The organism is Floridaenema flaviceps BLCC-F50, from assembly GCF_041929275.2.
GTDB classification, from domain to species: domain Bacteria; phylum Cyanobacteriota; class Cyanobacteriia; order Cyanobacteriales; family Aerosakkonemataceae; genus Floridanema; species Floridanema flaviceps.
Map to the genome: position 1 here is coordinate 1,495,402 of NZ_JBHFNR020000002.1, position 21,008 is coordinate 1,516,409.

19 protein-coding genes and 2 pseudogenes are annotated in these 21,008 nt (G+C 38.6%); 7 read left to right on the forward strand and 14 right to left on the reverse strand.

Features of this window, described 5'->3' with window-relative positions:
* Positions 1-14 precede the first annotated feature (14 nt).
* Positions 15-578 (reverse strand): Uma2 family endonuclease, encoded by a 564-nt coding sequence (locus tag ACE1CI_RS26810; RefSeq protein WP_413263207.1) that lies wholly within the window; start codon positions 576-578, stop codon positions 15-17.
* A 72-nt stretch (positions 579-650) separates the two neighbouring features.
* On the opposite strand from ACE1CI_RS26810, the pseudogene ACE1CI_RS26815 reads away from it, so the two are divergent.
* Positions 651-734 (forward strand): annotated as a pseudogene (locus ACE1CI_RS26815) (type II toxin-antitoxin system HicB family antitoxin); the annotation flags it as partial.
* Between the two features lie 203 nt (positions 735-937).
* On the opposite strand, the gene ACE1CI_RS26820 reads toward ACE1CI_RS26815, so the two are convergent.
* The 7 genes from ACE1CI_RS26820 to ACE1CI_RS26850 form a co-directional block, all read right to left on the reverse strand.
* Positions 938-1,222: a type II toxin-antitoxin system RelE family toxin gene (locus ACE1CI_RS26820; RefSeq protein WP_413263206.1), complete on the reverse strand. Its 285-nt coding sequence runs from the start codon at positions 1,220-1,222 to the stop codon at positions 938-940.
* Positions 1,197-1,427 (reverse strand): hypothetical protein, encoded by a 231-nt coding sequence (locus ACE1CI_RS26825; RefSeq protein ID WP_413263205.1) that lies wholly within the window; start codon positions 1,425-1,427, stop codon positions 1,197-1,199. Before ACE1CI_RS26825 ends, ACE1CI_RS26820 begins: the two co-directional genes overlap by 26 nt.
* Positions 1,428-1,582: 155 nt before the next feature.
* A complete protein-coding gene (locus ACE1CI_RS26830; RefSeq protein WP_413263204.1) occupies positions 1,583-1,807 on the reverse strand; it encodes a hypothetical protein in 225 nt (74 codons plus the stop codon).
* 27 nt (positions 1,808-1,834) lie between these two features.
* Positions 1,835-2,137, reverse strand: coding sequence for a hypothetical protein (locus ACE1CI_RS26835; RefSeq protein WP_413263203.1), 303 nt, complete (start codon positions 2,135-2,137; stop codon positions 1,835-1,837).
* Between the two features lie 41 nt (positions 2,138-2,178).
* A complete protein-coding gene (locus ACE1CI_RS26840) occupies positions 2,179-2,523 on the reverse strand; it encodes a hypothetical protein (protein ID WP_496615843.1) in 345 nt (114 codons plus the stop codon).
* Positions 2,524-2,628: 105 nt separating this feature from the next.
* On the reverse strand, positions 2,629-4,395 hold the full coding sequence (locus ACE1CI_RS26845) for a pentapeptide repeat-containing protein (protein ID WP_413263201.1): 1,767 nt from the start codon (positions 4,393-4,395) through the stop codon (positions 2,629-2,631).
* 389 nt (positions 4,396-4,784) lie between these two features.
* Complete coding sequence (locus ACE1CI_RS26850) at positions 4,785-6,257, reverse strand: leucyl aminopeptidase (protein WP_413263200.1); 1,473 nt, start codon at positions 6,255-6,257, stop codon at positions 4,785-4,787.
* 117 nt (positions 6,258-6,374) lie between these two features.
* Between ACE1CI_RS26850 and ACE1CI_RS26855 the strand changes: the two genes are divergently transcribed.
* Positions 6,375-8,657, forward strand: coding sequence for a transglycosylase SLT domain-containing protein (locus ACE1CI_RS26855; protein ID WP_496615844.1), 2,283 nt, complete (start codon positions 6,375-6,377; stop codon positions 8,655-8,657).
* A gap of 228 nt (positions 8,658-8,885) precedes the next feature.
* Here ACE1CI_RS26855 and ACE1CI_RS26860 read toward each other — a convergent pair whose 3' ends face one another.
* Positions 8,886-9,122: a hypothetical protein gene (locus ACE1CI_RS26860; protein WP_413263198.1), complete on the reverse strand. Its 237-nt coding sequence runs from the start codon at positions 9,120-9,122 to the stop codon at positions 8,886-8,888.
* A gap of 270 nt (positions 9,123-9,392) precedes the next feature.
* Here ACE1CI_RS26860 and tatC point away from each other — a divergent pair.
* Both tatC and ACE1CI_RS26870 read left to right on the forward strand, forming a co-directional pair.
* Positions 9,393-10,196: pseudogene (gene tatC, locus ACE1CI_RS26865) on the forward strand (twin-arginine translocase subunit TatC); the annotation flags it as partial.
* Positions 10,197-10,883: 687 nt separating this feature from the next.
* Positions 10,884-11,348, forward strand: coding sequence for a Uma2 family endonuclease (locus tag ACE1CI_RS26870; protein WP_496615898.1), 465 nt, complete (start codon positions 10,884-10,886; stop codon positions 11,346-11,348).
* A 53-nt stretch (positions 11,349-11,401) separates the two neighbouring features.
* On the opposite strand, the gene menD is transcribed toward ACE1CI_RS26870, so the two are convergent.
* Both menD and ACE1CI_RS26880 read right to left on the reverse strand, forming a co-directional pair.
* Positions 11,402-13,144 carry a 2-succinyl-5-enolpyruvyl-6-hydroxy-3-cyclohexene-1-carboxylic-acid synthase gene (gene menD / locus ACE1CI_RS26875; protein ID WP_413262841.1) on the reverse strand — a complete coding sequence of 581 codons (1,743 nt, stop codon included), beginning with the start codon at positions 13,142-13,144 and terminating at the stop codon, positions 11,402-11,404.
* Between the two features lie 59 nt (positions 13,145-13,203).
* Positions 13,204-14,625, reverse strand: a complete 1,422-nt coding sequence (locus ACE1CI_RS26880) for an isochorismate synthase (RefSeq protein WP_496615845.1) — start codon at positions 14,623-14,625, stop codon at positions 13,204-13,206.
* A gap of 217 nt (positions 14,626-14,842) precedes the next feature.
* Between ACE1CI_RS26880 and menA the strand changes: the two genes are divergently transcribed.
* The 3 genes from menA to ACE1CI_RS26895 are packed head-to-tail and all read left to right on the forward strand — an operon-like array spanning position 14,843 to position 18,104.
* Complete coding sequence (gene menA / locus ACE1CI_RS26885) at positions 14,843-15,748, forward strand: 2-carboxy-1,4-naphthoquinone phytyltransferase (protein ID WP_413262839.1); 906 nt, start codon at positions 14,843-14,845, stop codon at positions 15,746-15,748.
* Positions 15,748-16,683: an o-succinylbenzoate synthase gene (locus ACE1CI_RS26890; protein WP_413262838.1), complete on the forward strand. Its 936-nt coding sequence runs from the start codon at positions 15,748-15,750 to the stop codon at positions 16,681-16,683. Before menA ends, ACE1CI_RS26890 begins: the two co-directional genes overlap by 1 nt.
* On the forward strand, positions 16,665-18,104 hold the full coding sequence (locus ACE1CI_RS26895) for a 2-succinylbenzoate--CoA ligase (RefSeq protein WP_413262837.1): 1,440 nt from the start codon (positions 16,665-16,667) through the stop codon (positions 18,102-18,104). Before ACE1CI_RS26890 ends, ACE1CI_RS26895 begins: the two co-directional genes overlap by 19 nt.
* On the opposite strand, the gene ACE1CI_RS26900 is transcribed toward ACE1CI_RS26895, so the two are convergent.
* The 3 genes from ACE1CI_RS26900 to ACE1CI_RS26910 all read right to left on the reverse strand — a co-directional run bounded on the left by ACE1CI_RS26900 (position 18,101) and on the right by ACE1CI_RS26910 (position 20,997).
* Entirely contained in the window at positions 18,101-18,502 is a 402-nt protein-coding gene (locus ACE1CI_RS26900; RefSeq protein WP_413262836.1) for an acyl-CoA thioesterase, read from the reverse strand. The genes ACE1CI_RS26895 and ACE1CI_RS26900 overlap by 4 nt on opposite strands.
* 54 nt (positions 18,503-18,556) lie before the next feature.
* A complete protein-coding gene (locus ACE1CI_RS26905; RefSeq protein WP_413262835.1) occupies positions 18,557-19,051 on the reverse strand; it encodes a hypothetical protein in 495 nt (164 codons plus the stop codon).
* Positions 19,052-19,263: 212 nt separating this feature from the next.
* Positions 19,264-20,997 carry an ABC-ATPase domain-containing protein gene (locus ACE1CI_RS26910; RefSeq protein ID WP_413262834.1) on the reverse strand — a complete coding sequence of 578 codons (1,734 nt, stop codon included), beginning with the start codon at positions 20,995-20,997 and terminating at the stop codon, positions 19,264-19,266.
* Positions 20,998-21,008: the final 11 nt, after the last annotated feature.

Here is a 21,008-nt window from a genome sequence, read left to right on the forward strand (position 1 = left end):
TCGCCACTTTTTTATTAAGTTAAATACAAACACTCAAATAAGTTATTAACCGAAAACTGCCAATCACCTAACACATCTAAAACAGTTAAAATTTCATCACCTGATTTAACTGATGGAGTGCGATCGCGTTCAAAAATTGTTACAGATTCATCATCAGGATCGACAAACCAACCGATTTTTGTCCCATTATTTAAACAAAAAGTAATTTTCTTAATCACCCGACTAGCAGATTGTTCGGGAGAGAGGATTTCAATTGTCCAATCAGGGGCAATTTCAAAGCGATTAGCAATTCTGCCGTTAGCTAAACGAGGAATGCGCGACCATTCAAAAACCGTAACGTCTGGAACAACCGAACCACCACCAAAAGAACAACGCAATTCTGTAAAAGCGCAAGCTAATTTTTGAGGTCTTCCAATTTGATTTATAGTAGTTGCTAAATCAGTTTGAATTATACTGTGTTCTCCTTGTGGCATAGGTTTCTGATAAATTTCTCCATAGATGTACTCACTAGCAGGTTCGGTTTCCGGTAATTGCAGAAACTCTTGTAATGAAACTTTTTCCGAGGTTCTAACTATCATTTTTACTTCTGAAATAAGTGTAAAAAAATTAATCGGCCTTTTATAAATTAAATATATTATATTTAATTTAACATTGTGATGCAAGAATGGATTGAAACTGCTCAAGAATTAGGTCGTCAAATTCCTGAAGCAAAAGGTAGGTTGATGTTTGCTTAGTTGGTTAATCAGGAAGTGTGTTAGCTCAGAAAAGTGAACCTATTTCTAGCATTCCCAGAAGTCATGCAGAGTCTAAAAATCGGTTTGAGTAGATGCTAAAAAAATATGAGGGTTGTACAGAAGCGCGACCGCCTAAAACTGTGGCGCTTTTGATCGATCGCAGTGACTAAGTTGATGTTAACGTAGCAAGAGATGCGATCGTATTAATAAACTTCACTACGATGAGCAATAATAGCGACAATTACCAGTTGTCGTTCATCATTTATTGAATAAACTACTCGATAATCTCCAACTCGATATCTATAATATCCAGCTAAATCCCCTTTAAGAGCCTTAATATTTGGATGACTGCGAGGATTAATTTTGAGCATCTCAAAGCATCTATCTAACTTGCGTTGCAATTGAGCCGAAGCTGCTTCAAAAAACTCTTGCGCGTCAGAACTAACGACAACTGTATATAAATCAGTATTTTCGTTTGAGTTGGTCAACTGGTATCACCTTACCTGCTGCTATATCTTTTTTCGCCTTGGCAAAAGTTTCTTGAAAACCGGGAATTTGCAATAATTCTTCCGTGGCTTCATTACTGTCTCGCTCTAATAAATAGGCTAAAAAGTCAACAGCTACAAGGAGTTTTTCTGCTGACAGTTGCTCTACATATTCCTTTGCTTGTTCGCGAATGTCTGTAGTATTCATAATGACTAAGCAGATAACTATAACCTATTGTAGCTGAGATGCTAAAAAATATGAGGGTTGCAGTTTTAGCGATCGCCTAGAACTGTGGCGCTTTTGATCGATCGCACTGACTAAGTTGATGTTAACGTAGCATAGAGATGCGATCGCTATTTCGATTAAGAACTAACAGACTGGCGCTTTCCTTCATCATCTCTAATTCCCACACCAAAAACTATTCGCCCCAACTCCAAAAATTCTTTTTTCTCTTGGGCAGTCATATATTTATCATCTGCTGCACGTCGAGAATCTCCCCCTGCTTCTAGGTAGCGTTTTCTAGCTAAATCGGAAAGTTCTATCATCCGCTGATATTGTTGTTTTTCCAATTCTGTAGGCTCTCTCATAGTTATAACATCCAAGCCTGTATTTGATTAGTTACTAGGATTATCATCCTGATTACGTTGATTAAGTAACATATCTAAAAGCCGATTTGTTTCCCTTCTTAAGCCGACAATTTCTGCTTGCTGTTGCTCCATTCTTTGAAATAAGCGATCGCGTTCTGCTTGCTGTTGCTCCATTCTTTGAAATAAGAGATCGCGTTCTTCCTTCGCTTCTGCTGCCGCATTAGCTAATGCTAGAATTGAACGAGCATTGCTTTCCACCAGACGAGCGTTATTTTCTACTATGCTTGCCAAACGATCTAATCTTTCATCATCCCAACGTTCTGTTGTCATAATTTTTTGCCTCTTCTCTATGCAATAGATTAGTTAATTGATTAATTACTAGGATTATCATCCTGATTGCGTTGATTGAGTAAAAGATCCAAAAGACGATTTGTTTGAGTTCTTAAGCCGACAATTTCTGCTTGTTGTTGGACAATAGTTTCTTGTGCTTGATCCATTCTTTGAAATAAGCGATCGCGTTCTTCCCTCGCTTCTGCTGCCGCATTAGCTAATGCTAGAATCGCACGAGCATTGCTTTCAATCAGACGAGCATTATTTTCTACCAAACGAGCATTGCTTTCAATCATAAGAGAATGGTTTTCCACCAAACGAGCATTATTTTCTACTATGCTTGCCAAACGGTCTAATCTTTCATCATCCCAGCGTTCTGTAGCCATAATTTTTTTTTGAGAATTTCTTTTGTACAATTGTAACCTAAACCTAAAAAACAAAAGCATCCTAAATGGATGCTTTTAAAACTTTAACTAAACAGAAAAAGCGATTTATTTATATGTCGATCCATCAGGCATAGTTGCACCTTTTAGATGAGCTTCGCGGATATTTGCACCTTGCAGATTTGCATTTTGCAAATTTGCACCTCGCAGATTGGCACCTCGAAGATTTGCGTTACTTAAATTAGCACCTTTCAGATTAGCACCTCGCAAATCTGCACCATCTAAGTCAGCTTTGGTTAAATCTGCATTTTCTAAATAAGCACCTAATAGTTTTGCATCTGCTAAATTTGCTCTTTCCAAATAAGCAGCATCTAAGTCAGCATCGGCTAAGTTAGCACCTGCTAAATTTGTGTCTTTTAACTTAGCATTGCCTAACTTGGCACCTCCTAAGAAAGCACCTGTTAAATTAGCACCCCAAAAGTTAACATTTTTTAAGTTAGCATTGCCGAAGTAGACACCTATAAGGTGAGCGTAACCTAAATTTGCGCCTTCTAAATTGGCACTTCTAAAGTTAACGTAGCCGCCTAACTTAGCACCCCAAAGATTCGCCTTTCTTAAATCAGCGCCTTCTATTTTGGCGGATAGTAGGTTAGCGTAACCTAAGTTTGCGCCTTCTAAATTAGCATTTTTCAAATTAGCTTCTTGGAGATTTGCACCTGCTAAAGAAGCGCGTTCTAAATTGGCATTTTCCAAGTTAGCATTTACCAAGTAAGCGCCTTTTAAAGCTGCATTTTCTAAGTTGGCACCAACTAAATAGGTATTTCCTAACTCGCATTGGGGACATTGACGAGTTTTTAGCAGCAAATCGATCATTGATTGCTTGCTATTATATACTTGATCTTTGAGTTGGACATTTAGCTGTTTAAGGCGCTGATTCTCGGCTGTTACTTTGGAATAAGTTGCTAGAGAGAAGCTGACTAATGAAAAAGCTCCAAAAGCTAGTACTGGAATTGCTTTTTTGTGCAATTTTAGGGCAGTGCCGGATTCTTTGGTAGAGTCGTGAACTAGTACGTCGATAGATTGGAGTGCTTCTAAAGCATCTTGAGCATTGTCAAAGCGATCGTTCAAGTTCGGTGCAACTATTTCTTCTAACCATTCAATAAATTCTGGGTTGAGTTGGGGCACCAAATGCTTAAAATTAATCTGATAATGGTCATCTATTAAATTGCCTATTTGGGTTGATTTTGTCTGAGTTAACAAACAAATTAGGGTAGCACCTAAACTGTAGAGATCGGAAGCTTCTGTTAACTGACGATTAAACAATTGTTCCGGTGGCATAAAGCCTAGTGTACCTTTTACGGCACTGCTAATCGCTACTTCACCGCTGCCAATGTGAGCAAAACCAAAATCTACTAAGTAAACTTTGAATTCATTTTGGCGATCGACCAAAATATTTTCTGGTTTAATGTCCCGATGAATTATTGGTGGGTTTTGCTGTTGCAAATATACCAAAACTTCCAAAATTGCTACAGCAATTTCTTTAACTTCCCTGGGATTAAAGTAACGTGGTTGACCTAGAGATGGCGCTTGTTTATACTCTTGCACCAAACAAAAACCGGAAGGTGTTTGGAACGAGTCTAAATAGTTGGGAATACTCGGATGATTCAGGTGGCGCAATAATTGAATTTCTTTTTCCACTGTTTCGTAGTCTGTCCAACTAGCACCTAATTGAGCAAACTGAAAGTGTTTAATTACTACAGGCAGATAAGTTTTTGTATCAACTGCTAAATAAGTCACTCGACCACAAGAACGATTATGGCCTAACTCTTTCTGCACTTGATAACCTTGTTTAGAAAAATCTGGGAAGTTTTTCATAAGCTGACGAATCAATGTTGGGTTTGGTTGCACTAAATGTTTTGGCAGAGGGTAGAAGGGTAAAACTTAGGCGTGATTCACAAACATAAACCAAACTGCTTTATTATTAATCAGAACAACACCCTTTAATAGTACATACGGGGTTAGCAGTGGTCAGGTTGATATTCCAGAAATTCGCTACTCTTAAGATTAGCATCTAATAAGTTGTTGTTTGGGATTCTATAATAAATAACATTTTCCTGAAAAAATTGGCGAATTTGTGGGCTAATTTTCCCTCGATCTGAAAATCTTTAACTGGCAATAAAATTTTATTTATCTGTAGCAACTTTAACAACTCTCAGATCCCCGACTTCTTAAAGAAGTCGGGGATCTCGCTGGATCTCGCTAGATTAACTAAGCACCCAATTTACTAAAGTACGTACACCGTATCCAGTCGCACCAGCATTGTTGTAACCGTTTTCTTTTTCTGTCCAAACCGGGCCTGCAACGTCTAAATGTGCCCAAGGTGTTTCTTTGACGAATTGCTTGAGGAATAAAGCGGCAGTGATGGAACCACCTGCACGAGGGCCAGTATTCTTCATATCTGCAATTAAAGATTTTAGCCCATCGAAATATTTTTCTTCCATTGGCATTCGCCAGATTTTTTCGCCTGCTGTTTGGGCAGCTGCTAACAACTGATTTGCTACATTATCGTCAGGACTCCACAAACCAGCGATATCATCACCTAAAGCAATGACACAGGCACCTGTGAGGGTAGCTAAATCAACGATCGCATCCACACCCAATTTATCCGCAAACACCAAAGCATCGGCTAAAGTTAAACGTCCTTCTGCGTCGGTGTTGTTAACTTCAATAGTTTTACCATTGGAAGCTTTTAACACATCGCCTGGGTGAATAGCACGACCGCTAATCATATTTTCTGTAGCCGCAGAAATGAAGTGAACTTCCACATCTGGTTTTAATTGAGCGATCGCAAGTGCCGCACCCAAAGTCGCAGCCGCACCACCCATATCGATTTTCATCATTTCGATGCCGCTACCTGCACCTTTAATATTTAACCCACCAGAATCAAAAGTCAAACCTTTACCAATAATTGCCAATTTCTTCCGGGGACTGCCTTCAGGTTTATAAGTCAGATGAATAAACTTAGGTGGTAAATCAGAAGCTTGGGCTACACCCAAAAAAGCTCCCATACCTAATTTTTCACAATCTTCTTTTTCCAGAATTTCGGCAATTAAACCATACTCATTGGCTATGTTTTGGGCGGTTTCGGCTAAAGTTATGGGAGTCACAGCATTAGCTGGTGCGGCTACTAATTCCCGTGCTAAGTTAACGCCAGAAGTAATTTTTTTTGCTTGCTCGATCGTCGCTTCTTGACCAGGTAATCCGATTAAGTCTACTTGTTCTAGTTGTAAACCTTTATCTTCTGACTCTGATTTAAAGCGAAGATCTTGGTAAAGTGCTAATTCTACTCCTTCTACGATCGCACCAGTCGTTAAACTTGGGTCATTTTGCCACACTGGTAAACTAATTCCCAGAGTCTTGCACTTTTCCTTTTTCGCTAACCGAGCCACTGTTGCTGCTGCTAGCCTTAAAGTATTTAATTCCAGTTCTTGGGCCTTACCCAAGCCCACCAAGATTAACTTACGAACAGGGCTATTGCTGCCAACGCGAGTGACAGCACTACTGTTGACTTTGCCCTTAAATTCGGTCTCAGCAATTAATTCTTGCAAGACACCGGAAAATTTTTGATCTAGCTCTGCTAGATCCCCGGTTAACTCTACCGCATCTTCAAAAAATCCAATTGCCAGTCCATCCCCAGACCAGTCTAAACGCCCAGTATCGCACTTCGGAAATTCCATTCTGCTTATACCACCTATTTACTACCTGTAACAGTATCGATCAACTTGAGGTATCTTTACTCTCTACCCTAACAAACCATAATCATGTAGACTTACTCCCATCTTGTTTTTTGGATATTGAATATTGAATCAAAACAAGATGCTGTGATTGTTGGGTTGCGAGAACTAAAGATGCGAAAGCCACTGAAAAACCACCCAATTCCTCTGGCTATTGGAGTAGGAATGTCTGCTTTACTCATGGGAGTTGGTGTTGTCACCAACAAATGGAGCGATTGGCAAAAGTCTGGCTCAACGACTAGTCAGTTTAATTTAGAACCGAAGTCAGAAATTTTACCTTTAGTTAGTTTAACACCAGAACAAAGAGTTACAAAACTGTTAGAAATTGGTCAGAATACATCGGTACCAGTGGTAGCATTGACAGCAGCACAAACGTCCGATCGCAGTCGAGCGCGTTATTTGTTGGCGAGTGATTTAATTGAGCGTGGACAAGGTAAAGAAGCGCTTGATTGGTTGGAAGGGTTGGAAAAAGAATATCCAGTTTTAGCGCCGCATATTGCTCTGAAACGCGCTCAAGCTTATGAGAGTATTAAAGATCAAAAGAAAGCTAATGCAGCTTGGAAACAATTGCTCTTAAATTATCCAGATAATCCGGTAGCAGCGGAGGCGTTGTTTGCCTTGGGGCGCAATGATGCCCAACTTTGGGAACAAGCGATCGCGAAATTTCCCAATCATCCCCGGACTTTGGAAATTGTGAGTGAGCGGTTGAAAAAAGACCCTACACAATTGCCATTGTGGAGGATGTTACTACATTATTCTCATGATGACAAAGTAGTTAGTCAGACAATCAATCAATTAACCACTAAATTCCGGGAGCAATTAACAGCAAAAGATTGGGAAGTAATCGCTTTTACCTATTGGCAAAGGCGTGAGTATGCTCAGGCGGGAATGGTTTATGCTAGTGCGCCAACTACGCCGATGAATTTATACCGTTCGGGGCGGGGAAGACAACTGGGAGGCGATCGGAGTGGTGCGATCGCAGGCTATCAAAGATTAATTAATACTTTCCCAGAAGCTAAAGACACAGGTTTAGCTTTGATTCGCATGGCGCAGATGAGTAGTAAGCCAGAAGATGCGATATTTTATCTCGATAAAGTTATCGACAAATTCCCCGATCATGCTGGTCAAGCTCTATTAGAAAAAGCCAAAATTCTTGACAGGTTAGGAAGTACCCAATCAGCTTCCCAAATCCGAAAATTAGTATTAAACAAATACGGTAATTCTGATGCAGTAGCAGAATTTCGTTGGCAATCAGCCAAAGAAATTGCCAAAAGAGGTGATTACTTATCAGCTTGGCAGTGGGCGGAACCAATTGCTAAACAAAATCCTGACCATGAATTAGCCCCAGAAGCGAGTTTTTGGATAGGCAAATGGGCCGAGCGCTTGGGACGTTCCCAAGATGCCAAAACTGCCTTTGAATTTGTCCTCTCCAAATATCCTGGCTCTTTCTACGCTTGGCGTTCCGCTACCATGCTGGGCTTAGATGTGGGGGATTTTAACACCGTGCGCCAAAAGTTACCCCAAGTAGTCCGCCCCCAAGAAAGACCAAAGTTACCTACCGGATCGCCAGCATTACAAGAACTGCATCAATTAGGTCAGGATAAAGATGCTTGGACGCTTTGGCAAACTGAGTTTGACAACTTCATTAAACCCACAGTAGCAGAACAATTAACTGATGGAATTTTGCTGCTAACTGTAAGTGAAAATATTCGCGGAATTAATCAGATAGAAAGCCTCAGTTGGTGGCGAGATAGTCCCGAAGAAGAAGCAGAAATTACTGCTTTTAAGCAACAACCAATTTATTGGAAATCTCTCTATCCTTTCCCATTTTTGGAATATACAGAAACTTGGTCGCAAAAGCATCAATTGAATCCTTTATTAGTCACCGCTTTAATGCGACAAGAATCACGGTTTGAAACTGATATTCGTTCTATTGCTGGTGCGGTAGGCTTAATGCAAATTATGCCTGATACTGGTAAATGGGTGGCTCAACAAATCAGTGTGAAAGATTATAACTTGGAGAATCCCAACGATAATATCAGGTTAGGTACTTGGTATTTAGACCATACCCATGAGACTTACAACAATAACTCATTGTTAGCAGTTGCCAGTTACAATGCAGGGCCGGGAAATGTGTCTAAATGGATCAATGAGTTGGGATTTACAGACCCAGATGAATTTGTGGAATATATTCCTTTTCCAGAAACCAAAGGCTACGTTGAGCACGTATTTGAAAACTACTGGAATTATTTACGGTTGTACAATCCCGAAATAGCTCAAATGCTCACTCAATACGGTCATAAGTCGTTTCATACCGTAGCATTAGATAGCTCCAAAAAGTAATAAATCACCGGAAATCGCAATTAATCGGAACCCACCTCAATACCTGCTATTGTGTATATCGGTAACAAAGCTATTGAGGTGTTTTGATGTCCTAATGCAGAAGTTCGCTCTTAAAACTATTGATTATTCCTCCCATTAGTATGAAGGATTAATAACAATTGCTCCTTCATACTTCAGATTTTCCATATTTATTTTTGGAGATGGCATATCATCAAACCATAGTATTTTTTATAATCTTTGGCTTTGATCGATTAATGTCTCACAACTATGCCAGTCGGTTTTTACTGCTGCGACTGTGGCTTGATATTCAGCATTATAGGGGCTATGACAAACTAAAAAAACTCGGTAGAGATTATAACCAAGGTCGATAAATTCTCCCATATTAGGAATTCTACTAAATTCAATTATTTGTTGTTTTGACTTTTGTTCCTGGTTATCTTTCATGTACAAACAAATTTTAAGCATTTGGCTACTCCTTGGTTGGATTATTGTTAATTTGTCTTTCTTCCCTGTGTGATTTTAACTTAATAAGTGCAAAATCAAAATCTGGCAGCATATTATTTAAAACAGTAACTTCACTAGACAAATTACTCATTTCGGAGCAGTGTTACATAAATTTTCACAAGGGTCAATCGAAAATCGATTTTCGATTAAAGCCTTCTCCCTGGCTTAAACGCCCTATAGTTGTGGAAGATAGATAAAATGGTTAAAGTCTTAGACTAGAAAGAACCCGCAATGCCTTCACCAGAGTTAAGTACCGCTTTAGAGCCAGATTTTCAGGAAACAGCTAGCAGCAAAGTTGCACCAGGGAGCGATCGCAAAGAGGATCAGTACCTCAAGGAACTCCCCGACGAAGTGGAAATGTCCCTGTTCGACCATTTGGAGGAGTTACGCCAACGGATTTTTTATGCGTTGATTGCCGTAGCGGTGGGAATAGCAGGTTGTTTCTTTTTTGTCAAGCCCATCGTTCAATTATTAGAAGTTCCGGCTCAAGGAATTAAGTTTCTGCAATTGGCTCCTGGGGAGTTCTTTTTTGTATCTTTGAAAGTTGCCGGATATAGCGGTTTGTTAGTAGCTAGTCCGTTTATTTTGTACCAAATTATTCTGTTTGTTTTGCCTGGGTTAACTCGTGGGGAAAGGCGGATTTTAGGGCCAGTAGTTTTAGGTTCTAGTTTTCTATTTTTAGGCGGATTAGTATTTGCTTATAAGCTATTAATTCCAGCTGCAATTAATTTCTTCATCAATTATGGGGAAGATGTTGTAGAGCAGTTGTGGTCAATTGATAGATATTTTGAATTTGTGTTGTTGCTTTTATTAAGTACGGGTTTAGCATTTCAAGTTCCCGTAATTCAAATAATTTTAGGATTTATTGGGATTGTAAGTGCTAAACAAATGCTCTCTGCATGGCGATATGTGTTGATGGGTGGGGTAGTTTTGGGAGCGATTTTAACACCTTCTACCGATCCTTTAACGCAAAGTTTGTTAGCAGGAGCGGTAATTGGTTTATATTTTGGTGGTATAGGTTTAGTTTTCTTATTAGTTAATCTCAATGGGGGACAAAAGTTTATTCAATGGATACTTGATGGATTTAAGAAACAGCAGAAAGAGTCAGCTTCTGAAGCGAAACCTATAGAAGTAATCCAAGAAGCGGAAGAAATAATGGAAAAAGATGATAATAAACCAGTTGCTCATACTTCGTCAGAAAATTCTTTGGCAGAAATTGCACCTAATGAAAACTTGGAAGAATCACCCGCAGTTGTAGCCATACAGGAACCAATTGAAAATGGTACTTCAGATTGGGCAAATGAGCAATTAAATGAAAATGGAGAAGCTGATAAAAATGGCGTAGTTGCCGAATTACCGGAAGTGAAAGTTGCTGAAGAAACTACAGAAAATGTTGCAGTCTTGGAGGATAAAGAATCAGATTTAGAATTAAATAATCAGGAAGGTTTAGCGGTTGAAAATGAAGAAATTTACGAGGTAAAAGTGGAAATAGAGGCTAATAATGAAGAACTCACAGAAAATAGTGCAGTATTGGAGGATGAACACCCCGATTTAGAACTAAATAATCAGGAAAATTTAGCGATTGAAAATGAAGAAATTTCTGAGGATAAGCTGGAAATAGCTGGTTACAATATAGAGCCAATTCTGGTGTCAGAAGAAGTTTCTTTGCCTTTAGTAGAGAGCAATTTTGAGTCTAATCAACAACTGGTAACAGTAACGCAGATGTTTCTGAAACTTGTTCATTGCAGAGTTACTGGCGCTTTATATAAAATTATGAGCCAATGGGCTGATGATTTAGGAGAAGTGGGAATAAAATGGGAAATAAATTTAAGTCGTCAAGGTGAAGATTGGTTATCAACGCCGGATTTACTTTTTATTTCTTACGAAAATCTGCCTATTGAATCGCTGCAAAATGAAGTTTGTCCTATTTCACCAGAGTTAATTATTAATATTATGCCTGGTGAAAGAAGCTTTAGGGAGTTGGTGGAAGATGCGATCGCTTACCTAGAAGCAGGTGTACAAAGAGTTTGGTTAGTTGACTATCAAGCAAGAAGCATCACTGTATTCTATGATGATTCTCGACCTCGGAATTATACAGGAGAAATGCAGTTGAGCGATCGGCTTTTTGAAGGTTTAGAACTTACCCCAGAGCAACTTTTTCAACAAGCAAAACTACCCAAAGCATAAGGTACGTTGTTGCGCTTTAGCGCTCTTATTAGCGCTAAAGCGCAACAACGTACCTACATAGCGAATTTTCTTAAATTCTCTTGTCGCCATTTAGCATCCGCTTTACGATTGGTTTGGATTTCCAAAACTCGAATTCCCTTTTCTGGTAAAGGATTCAATCTTTCCTGTAAATGCTGCCAAGAATTAATTAACTCATATTCCACATTGTAAGTAGCACAAAGTTGAGCAAAATCTATATCTTGTGGCGTAGCAAAATACTCTTCAAAAGGTGGCTCAAATTTAGCAATAGGTAACATTTCAAAAATTCCTCCACCATTATTATTAATTAAGATAATTGTCAGATGACCGATAAATTTATTTCTCAATAAAAAGCCATTTGTATCATGCAATAAAGCTAAATCTCCTGTTAGCATAACGCTACTTTTTTGCCGATGAGCAATGCCTAAAGCGGTGGATAAAGTGCCATCAATGCCATTAGCACCTCGATTAAAAAAAGGTTGAATGCGCGAGTTGTTTGGTTGCCAGAAAAATTCCACATCTCGCACAGGCATACTATTAGCAATAAATATGGGCGTTTCTGCTGGTAAACTTTGGGAAATTAACCAAGGGATTTTGCTTTCAAATATGTTCTCTGTAGCTGTCATTTCTTGGTTAATCTGTTGCCTGACTTTGGCTTCAATGTCACACCAAATTTGCAGATATTTACTATTAATATTCACTTCTATTTGGCAACGATCAGCTAATTGTTCGATCGCAATTCGTAAATGAGTTGTTTTCCCGTGCAATGGATCGAAGTTGTGATGACTGGGGTCAATTATCCATCTTTTTGGTTGAGTTGTTTCTAGCCAAGTTCGCAGTTCTTTACTGGTGGGTAAATCTCCGATTTGAATGACGATTTCTGGTGTTAGTTGTTGGGCAATTTGTTGATTTCGTAGGATTAAATCATAAGTTGAAATTAAATAAGGATTCAATTGGTTATAGTTTCTTAATGGCGATAGTCCTTCGGCAAGAACGGGCGCTTTTAAGGTTTGGGAAAGGTGAGAAATTGCTTGACAATATTCTTGGGGAAATGGGGGACTGGCAGTACCACAAATAATAATTACTCGTTCAAAGTTTCGCCATTCTTGTAAATGATGCAAGATGGAATATGAAGCATAGTTTGGTAATTCTGGTTGTTTGTTAGCCAGGGAATCGAAGAAAATTTTTAAGGAAATTTGGGATTTTAAGTAATTAGTATTATGGTCGGGAATGGGGGCGAGGGGGTCACGAAATGGGATGTTAAAATGAACTGGGCCTGGGGTGGGGAAAAGCGATCGCTCCCACCCAAAAACAATAGTTTGCCGTAAGTAATTCAGGATGCCTATTTCTACGGAAGGGGTCGCTAATTCGGTTTGCCAGTTGGGATAGTTGCCATACATTTTTACTTGATCTATTGTTTGTCCTGAATGGCAATCTCGCAATTCTGGAGGTCGATCGGCTGTGAAAATTAATAGGGGAATTCGGCTTTCTTTCGCTTCGATAATTGCCGGATAAAAGTTAGCGCCAGCAGTTCCAGAAGTGCAGATTAAGGCTACTGGTAAATTGGTTTTTTTGGCTATTCCTAAAGCAAAAAATGCTGCCGATCTTTCATCTAATACGGGGATGGTTTCTATTTGTTTTTCTTGGGCGAAGGTGATAGTTAAAGGGGTAGAACGTGAGCCTGGGCAAATAATTGCTGTGCTTAGTCCGAGACGTTTTAAGGTTTCGGTAATAATGGAAGCCCAGAGTGTGTTGGTGTTACGAAAGTCTAAGGACATGGAAATAGTTAATAAACCGCTTCAGACGCAGAGAGCGCAGAGGAAGAGGGGAGATTTTTTTAAATTAGGGCTTTGAGAAGGGCTTGGAGTTTTAGTTGGATTTCTGCTAGTTCTTTTTCGGGATCGGACCCAGCGACAATTCCTGCACCTGCCCAAAGTCTAGCGCGATCGCTTTCGATTAATGCGGAACGAATTCCTACTATAAATTCGCTGTTTCCTTGGTGATCTATCCGACCTATTGGTGCTGCATAAACGGAACGGTTAAATTTTTCATAACGGCGAATTTGTTTGAGGGCAATCTCTCTGGGAACGCCAGCAACTGCGGGTGTAGGATGCAGTTCAGCTAGGATTTCTAAAGGATGAATTCCTAGAGGAATTTTACCTCGAATTGGTGTCCATAAATGCTGGATGTTGGAGAGTTTTAATAAGCTAGGGATGGGAAGTTTATGTGGGTTTAAGCCTAAGTTTGATAAGCGTTGAAAGATAAAGTCACTGACAATTTGATGTTCAGTTCTGTCTTTTTTGCTGGTGAGTAATTTTTCGGCGAAGTAAGCGTCTTCTACTAAAGTTTTACCTCTGGGTGCTGACCCGGCTAAAGCATCAGTTTTTAATTCTTGATTTTGAATTTTAATTAGTCTTTCGGGACTAGCGCCAATGAAGTTTTTACCTTTGCCATTACTCAGGGAAAATACCTGGCAGTCAGGATATTTTTGTCGCAAGTTATGTAGGGAATGAATTAGATTAAAAGGTCTGGGTGCTTTGACATCGATCGCATGAGCCAAAACTATTTTGTTAATCTGCTCTTGCTGAATTAATTCTAAGGCTGATAATACTGATGAATAAAAGTTTTTTCTATCAGTAACATCTTTAGTCTGCAAAGTCAATTTATACTCATCAAAATTGGCAAAATTTAAGCTTTTGGTTAATTTAATTAGCTGGTATTTCTCCCATATACTTTCGCAAGTTCTTTCTATGTTAAGGTTTTTATCTACGAAAATATTGCTGATAATTATACAGCGATTTTTTTGACTGGAAATCTGCCATTTTGGTAAAAATACCATTGCTGATGGAAATGGCGAATCGCTGTGATTATCTTCGTCAAAAAAGGTAAAATTACAGAAGAAATGTGGCCCGGAAAATGGTAAATCTAAGGCTCCAATAGCAGTAGTATTGGCAAGGCATGATTCGATAAACTGTTGCACTTGGGAAAAGCGATTTGTTCCTGCTACTTTAAATTTGACTACTGTGCCAAAAGCTGCGATCGCCTCCACTTGTTTCGTTTTTTCCCCATAAAAATGGATTTCATCTGGTTGGCAAATTCTATCCAGTACCGCTAGAGGATCGATTGATTTTGCTTCCCAGGAAATACTGACAATTTTGGATGGTCTTTTTTCACTTAACGTTTGTTTACAAGCAGAAAGAAACTGATTTAGTTCCTGACAATCCTGAATCAGATTTGCATGATGCTGTATGATTGGCATGGATAAAAAAGTTTGCAAATTTTTTTTAAGTTTGGTTGCCAAAACCGAATTAATGAGCATATCTCTAGTAAGTTAGCACTCTGCCTCAAGTCCCAGCATTGCTAGGCGGGAGGCGTTTGCTGATGCTTGCACGATCGACGCTCCAAATTGAGTGTACCATTGCTACATTAAAATCATAAAATGATTAAAATTGTGAAACTCAAATTGATTTTGTCTGATGACTACCAATTCCATCAAGTTGACAAACAGTAAGTTGTGGTACGCTGCAATTAAACCACCTATGTATAGCGTTGCCATTATCCCTATTTGGGTAGGTACAGCTGTCGCTTTTGCTGAGACAAAAATAATTCATGCTGGAATATTTGCCACTTTTTTAATATCAGCAATTTTAATTGTAGCCTGGATTAATCTGAGTAATGATGTTTTTGATTCCGAAACAGGCATTGATGAAAATAAAGCTCATTCTCTGGTAAATTTAACAGGTAATAAATCGTTAATTTTTTGGCTGGGGAATCTATTTTTAGCTTTGGGAATTTTGGGAATATTCGCGATCGCTTGGCTGCAACATGACTTTACTGTAATTGGCATAGTCATTCTTTGCTGTTTCTTAGGCTACACTTACCAAGGGCCACCTTTCCGTTTAGGATACCAAGGTTTAGGAGAAATCATCTGTTTTATCTGTTTTGGCCCTTTGGCAATAGCCGCAGCTTACTATAGCCAAACTCAAACCTTTTCTCTGACCAGTATAGCAGCTTCGGTAATTGTGGGAATTACCACTAGTTTAATTTTATTTTGTTCCCACTTTCATCAAGTTGCAGATGATTTAGCTGCGGGAAAGCGATCGCCAATTGTCAGACTTGGTACTAAAAAAAGCTCACAATTATTACCTTGGGTTTGCGGTAGCATTTACGCACTAACTATCATGTTTGTAGTTGGGCAAATTTTTCCCATTTGGACTTTACTAATTTTCATTAGTCTACCATTTGCCGTCAAATTAGTTCGCCATGTTGCTGAATTTCACGACCAACCAGATAAAGTAAATAACTGTAAATTCATTGCAGTTACTCTTCATTTTTGGAGTGGTTTATTGTTAGGTTTGGGGTTTGTAATTCCGGGTTTTTAATGGTTTATCAGTTGCAATTTCGTCCTTATCAGCGCTGCTTTGTGCGATCGCTCTCTACCAGTCATGGTAACTGGGAAAAAAGAGAGGGAATCATCATTAAATTAATCGATGAAACAGGCGTAATTGGTTGGGGAGAAATTGCGGTTCTTCCCTGGTTTGGTTCAGAAACTTTAGCCGAGGCGTTAGATTTTTGCACCCAACTAGGGAAGGAAATTACCACAGAAACTATTTTTTCAATTCCCGACGAATTACCCGCTTGTCAATTCGCTTTCCAGTCAGCTTGGGAAGCAATTCAACATCCCGAAAAACTTACTGTAAACCTGAAATTTAGTGCTTTATTACCTACAGGTGAAGCAGCTTTACATACCTGGCAAAAACTTTGGCAAGAAGGATATCGCACCTTTAAATGGAAAATCGGCGTTTTACCAATAACCGCAGAAATAGACCTTTTTAAACAGCTAATTCAAGCATTACCTAACGAAGCAAAAGTAAGATTAGATGCTAACGGGGGACTAAATTGGGAAAACGCGATCGAGTGGTTAGAAATTTGCGATCGTTGGCAAATTGAATTCCTAGAACAACCCTTAGCTGTAGGTGAAGAAAAGGCAATGTTAGAGTTAAGTAAAACACATTCTACACCTCTAGCATTAGATGAATCAGTAGCAACAATTAAACAATTAAAAGTTTGTTATCAACTTGGTTGGCGCGGTATTTTTGTAATTAAACCCTGTATTGCTGGTTCACCATTTCATCTGCGGGAATTTTGTCAACAAAATAACTTAGATATTGTTTTTTCTTCCGTATTTGAAACCACTATTGGGAGAGAAGCTGCATTAAAATTAGCTACAGAACTTCCCTCAAAGAATCGCGCTTTAGGTTTTGGTATTAATCACTGGTTTAAGGAAGATGAAGAAACATGGTTAGCATCTCTATAGAATCACCTTTAACTTATTTAGAAAAACGTGCTAATGATAATTGGCTAATTGGTTATGATAGCGGTGAATTTACTTTATTGACTCAACAATTATATTCAGAACTTACTCAAAATGCTAATTTAAAAACACCCTTAAAAATTGTCATAGCTGAACGACAACCGATAAAGTTACTCGCCAGTTTCATTGCTGCAACTGCTGCTAATAGCCATGTTTTTCTATGTAATCCAGATTGGGTAAAAGCTGAATGGGAACAGGTTTTTAATTTAGTGCAACCGGATATAATTTGGGGAAATGTGCCAGGAATTGACTATAAAAAACCCCAAATAACAACTACGCCATCTCTACCTAAATATCCATCATCTTTAATCATGATTCCCACAGGTGGATCGTCGGGAAAAATCCGTTTTGCCATGCACACTTGGGAAAGTTTAATGGCATCAGTAAGAGGATTTCAGCAATATTTTAATTTAGAACAAGTCAATTCATTTTGTATTTTACCACTTTATCATGTGAGTGGGTTAATGCAATTTATGCGTTCTTTTACTAGCGGTGGTAAATTGGTCATTTCTACTTTAAAGTCACTAGAAAACAGTCAAAAGTATGATATTGAACCAGCAGAATTTTTTATATCTTTGGTTCCCACTCAATTACAACGCTTGCTAGAGAAACCTGAATTAACTACTTGGTTATCTCGCTTTCAAACAACACTTTTAGGCGGCGCACCAGCTTGGTTAGAACTTTTAGAAACAGCGAGGAATTTCGGGATTCGTTTAGCGCCTACTTATGGAATGACTGAAACTGCATCTCAAATTGCTACTTTAAAACCTGAAGCTTTTCTAGCAGGAAATAATACCAGTGGTCAAATTCTTCCCCATGCCAAAGTAATAATTAAAGGTGAAAATGGAGAGATATTAGGTACGAATCAAACAGGTATTATTAATATTCAAGCCGATTCTTTAACGTTAGGTTATTATCCAGAATTATTTCCCACTCAAGAAGAATTTCAATTAGATGATTTGGGATATATTGATGAGAATGGTAACTTAAAAATTGTTGGACGTAACAGTAATAAAATCATCACTGGGGGAGAAAATGTATTTCCTAATGAGGTAGAAGCTGCGATAATTGCTACTCAAATGGTTGAGGATGTTTGTGTAATTGGTTTACCTGATTCTCAATGGGGTGAAATAGTTACAGCAATTTATGTTCCTAAAATTCCTGATATTAATATTGATGATTTAAAAATAGCTATTGAAGATAAATTGAGTAAATTTAAGCATCCTAAAAAGTGGATTGCTGTAGAAAGTTTGCCACGCAATGCACAAGGAAAGATCAATCGTCAACTATTAATGGAAGGTACGTTGTTGCGCTTCAGCGCTATCGGGAAGAGCGCTAAAGCGCAACAACGTACCCGGTTTTAAGTAACTTGTAACCAGTGAATCATTTCTGATGGTAATTCTTTTCTGGTTCTTGTAGTTGGATCGATACAAATGTGTTTGGTAATTGCTTTAGATATTATCTCGTTTTCTGGGGTGAGAATTTGATAGTTAATTTCAAATTTTTGGGGGTTTAATTGGTTAGGGGATAGGTTGATTGATATGCGATCGCCACAAAACATCGGGCGCAAAAAGTCTACACTAGCATGAACAATGGGAATAGCAAAATCGTTGTTTCTAAAAAATAGCTGAAGATTAATGTTAGATACATTTAGGGATTCTTCATAAGCTTCATGGCAAATTTTTAATACATTAGCAAAGTAAACAACACCAGCTGCGTCAGTGTCTTGAAAGCGAATAGTACGATTATAAGTAAAGGGCATATTTTTAGAATAATCCTACTAATTAAAGGGTGGTTAATCCCACCCTATTTTGATTTATATGGAATTTCTGGGACACAAAGTATTCAACAGTAAATCTGGATCGAGTGTTTTACGTAACCTGGCATTTTTAGTTAAAAAAACCATCCTTTTGCCTTGGAAAATTAAAATGGGTGGCTGGTTTGCATTACTATTGTAAGCACTTATTTGGGAAAACAAACTACCTAAATTTCCTGAACGGTTTCTAATACTTAATAGACCATTTCGACTACCAAAAGGCCCTGAAGGATTGCAAATAGAATTACTAGCGGTGCGATCGCTGGAAACTAAGCCGACGAATGTACCACCGTTACCCATTAAATAGGCATTACCATCTAATTGAGGAATTATCTGCAAAATTTGCACATGATTTGCTACTAATATTTCCTGAGAGTTCCTAGTTGTTGCTGTTGGCGTAAAGGAAACAGCCAGAACTTGAACGGACATCAAAGCTAAGGTTTGAACTGCTAATAATGGTGAAGTCAAGCCTACAAAACGTAAGAACTGAATCATAATTTCTAGTTAAAAGTAAGTTATGTTGCTTAATTCAATATTCGCAAAATATTTACTTGTTAGCAATTATTGTAATTAATCTGTAAGGTTTTGGGAAGCTAATAAATAAAAAACCCCTCTTTTCGAGGGGCTTTCATCAGGGTGCATCTACTGTACTTTTATTAAAGCCTGAAGTTACTATTGCTTGGTTCACACTTTTGGGTGAAGTTTGGTTACTTTGGGGAGTGTAAAGCTTTGTCTGATTTTTGGCAGTTTAGCGATCGCAATCGATTAATCGCCGCTGCTAACTCAAATTTGCGGAAAAATGCCAAGTCTCCTTGCGGGAAACGAGTCAAAATATCCAACCCTCGCGACTCGATATCTGCCATAATTTGATTGAGAATTTCTGGCAAAGTAGCAGTTTTATTCGCATATTGACGGACGGCATAAACCATAGCTTCTGCGATCGCCCTTGACTGTGCTTTATCCACTATTTGTTCTACTGCTGATAAGTCAATATCTTCGCCGCCAAATACCATTTCATCAACATCTCTGACTTTCAATCTTACTTGTTTTTGACGATAGCTAGGATCGATCGTTTCAGGAATAGGAATTCGTGGCATAATTTGACCAAACTTTTCCCCACCTTCAGCTTGTCTTTGGTTAGCATATTGATTGGCGATTTCTTTCGCTTTTGCTGTCACATCTTGCGGCTGGAAATTTTGCATCGCAATCACTGTATCTGCAACTTCAAAATAATCGCCACTACCGCCCATTACCAAAATTGAAGACACATTATAGTCAGCGTACAATTGTCGGACTTTATCAATAAATGGGGTGATTGGTTCTTGATTTTTAGCAATCAAAGCTTGCATTCTTTGGTCGCGAATCATGAAGTTTGTAGCGGCTGTATCTTCATCTATTAATAATACTTTGCTACCCGCTTCTAAAGCTTCCATAATATTTGCCGCTTGGGAAGTGCTACCACTGGCGTTTGTGGTGGAAAAATTAGTGGTAGAACGGTCTTGCGGCAAGTTACTAATAAACGGTGAAATGTCTACATTAGCAACGGATCTGCCATCTTCCGCACGAATTTTTACTGCGGCTGGATTCGTAACTACAAACTCTCTACCATCATCGGGAATGTGATTATAAATTCCTACTTCTATCGCCCTTAATAAGGTAGATTTGCCGTGATATCCACCGCCAACAATTAGGGTAACACCTGCGGGAATTCCCATGCCAGTAATTAAACCTTGATTGGGACGATAGAATTCAACTTTTAAAGATTCTGGGGATTGAAAAGCGATCGCACTTTCCGCCAAAGGTCGATCGTCAACTCCACTGCGTCGAGGTAAAATCGCCCCATCAGCAACAAAAGCAACTAAACCTTTATTTGTTAATTCCTGTCTTAGCCAATCTGCATCTTCAATAGTTTCTACATGACGTTGAATTTTCTTGGCATCTAAACGCTGATATTTAAGTGTTAAATTGACAAGTTGCGGGACTTGATCGCAAAGCATTTCGATCGCTTGATAGCCTAAAATTCTCCGTCCTCCAGCAGGTAATCCCACAACAAAACGTACTTCAACAAATTCTTTATTTATAATTACAGAACTACGTTCTAAAACTTCTTGACCGACAGGTAAAATAGAAATTAATCCACTATTTCCTGTGCCTCTTTTTTGTTTGAATTTCTGAGTACAAACATCAAAATAGCGAGTTAAATAATCTCGTAAAGCGATTTCTCTGCTTTTAGTTTGGTAAAGTTCCGCTGGAAATTTAGCGACTGTCATCGGAACTTTAACTCGAATGTTACTGGGACTAGCAAAAGGATCGCCTTGTACGCGATCGATTATTAAAGTAAAATCAGAAAAATCGTAACTTCCTTGAATATCTTGGAAAGCTTTGTATCCACGTCCATCTAATCTGATTAACTCTTGGCGCAGTTTCTCTTGGTTAGCCATAATTACAAAAA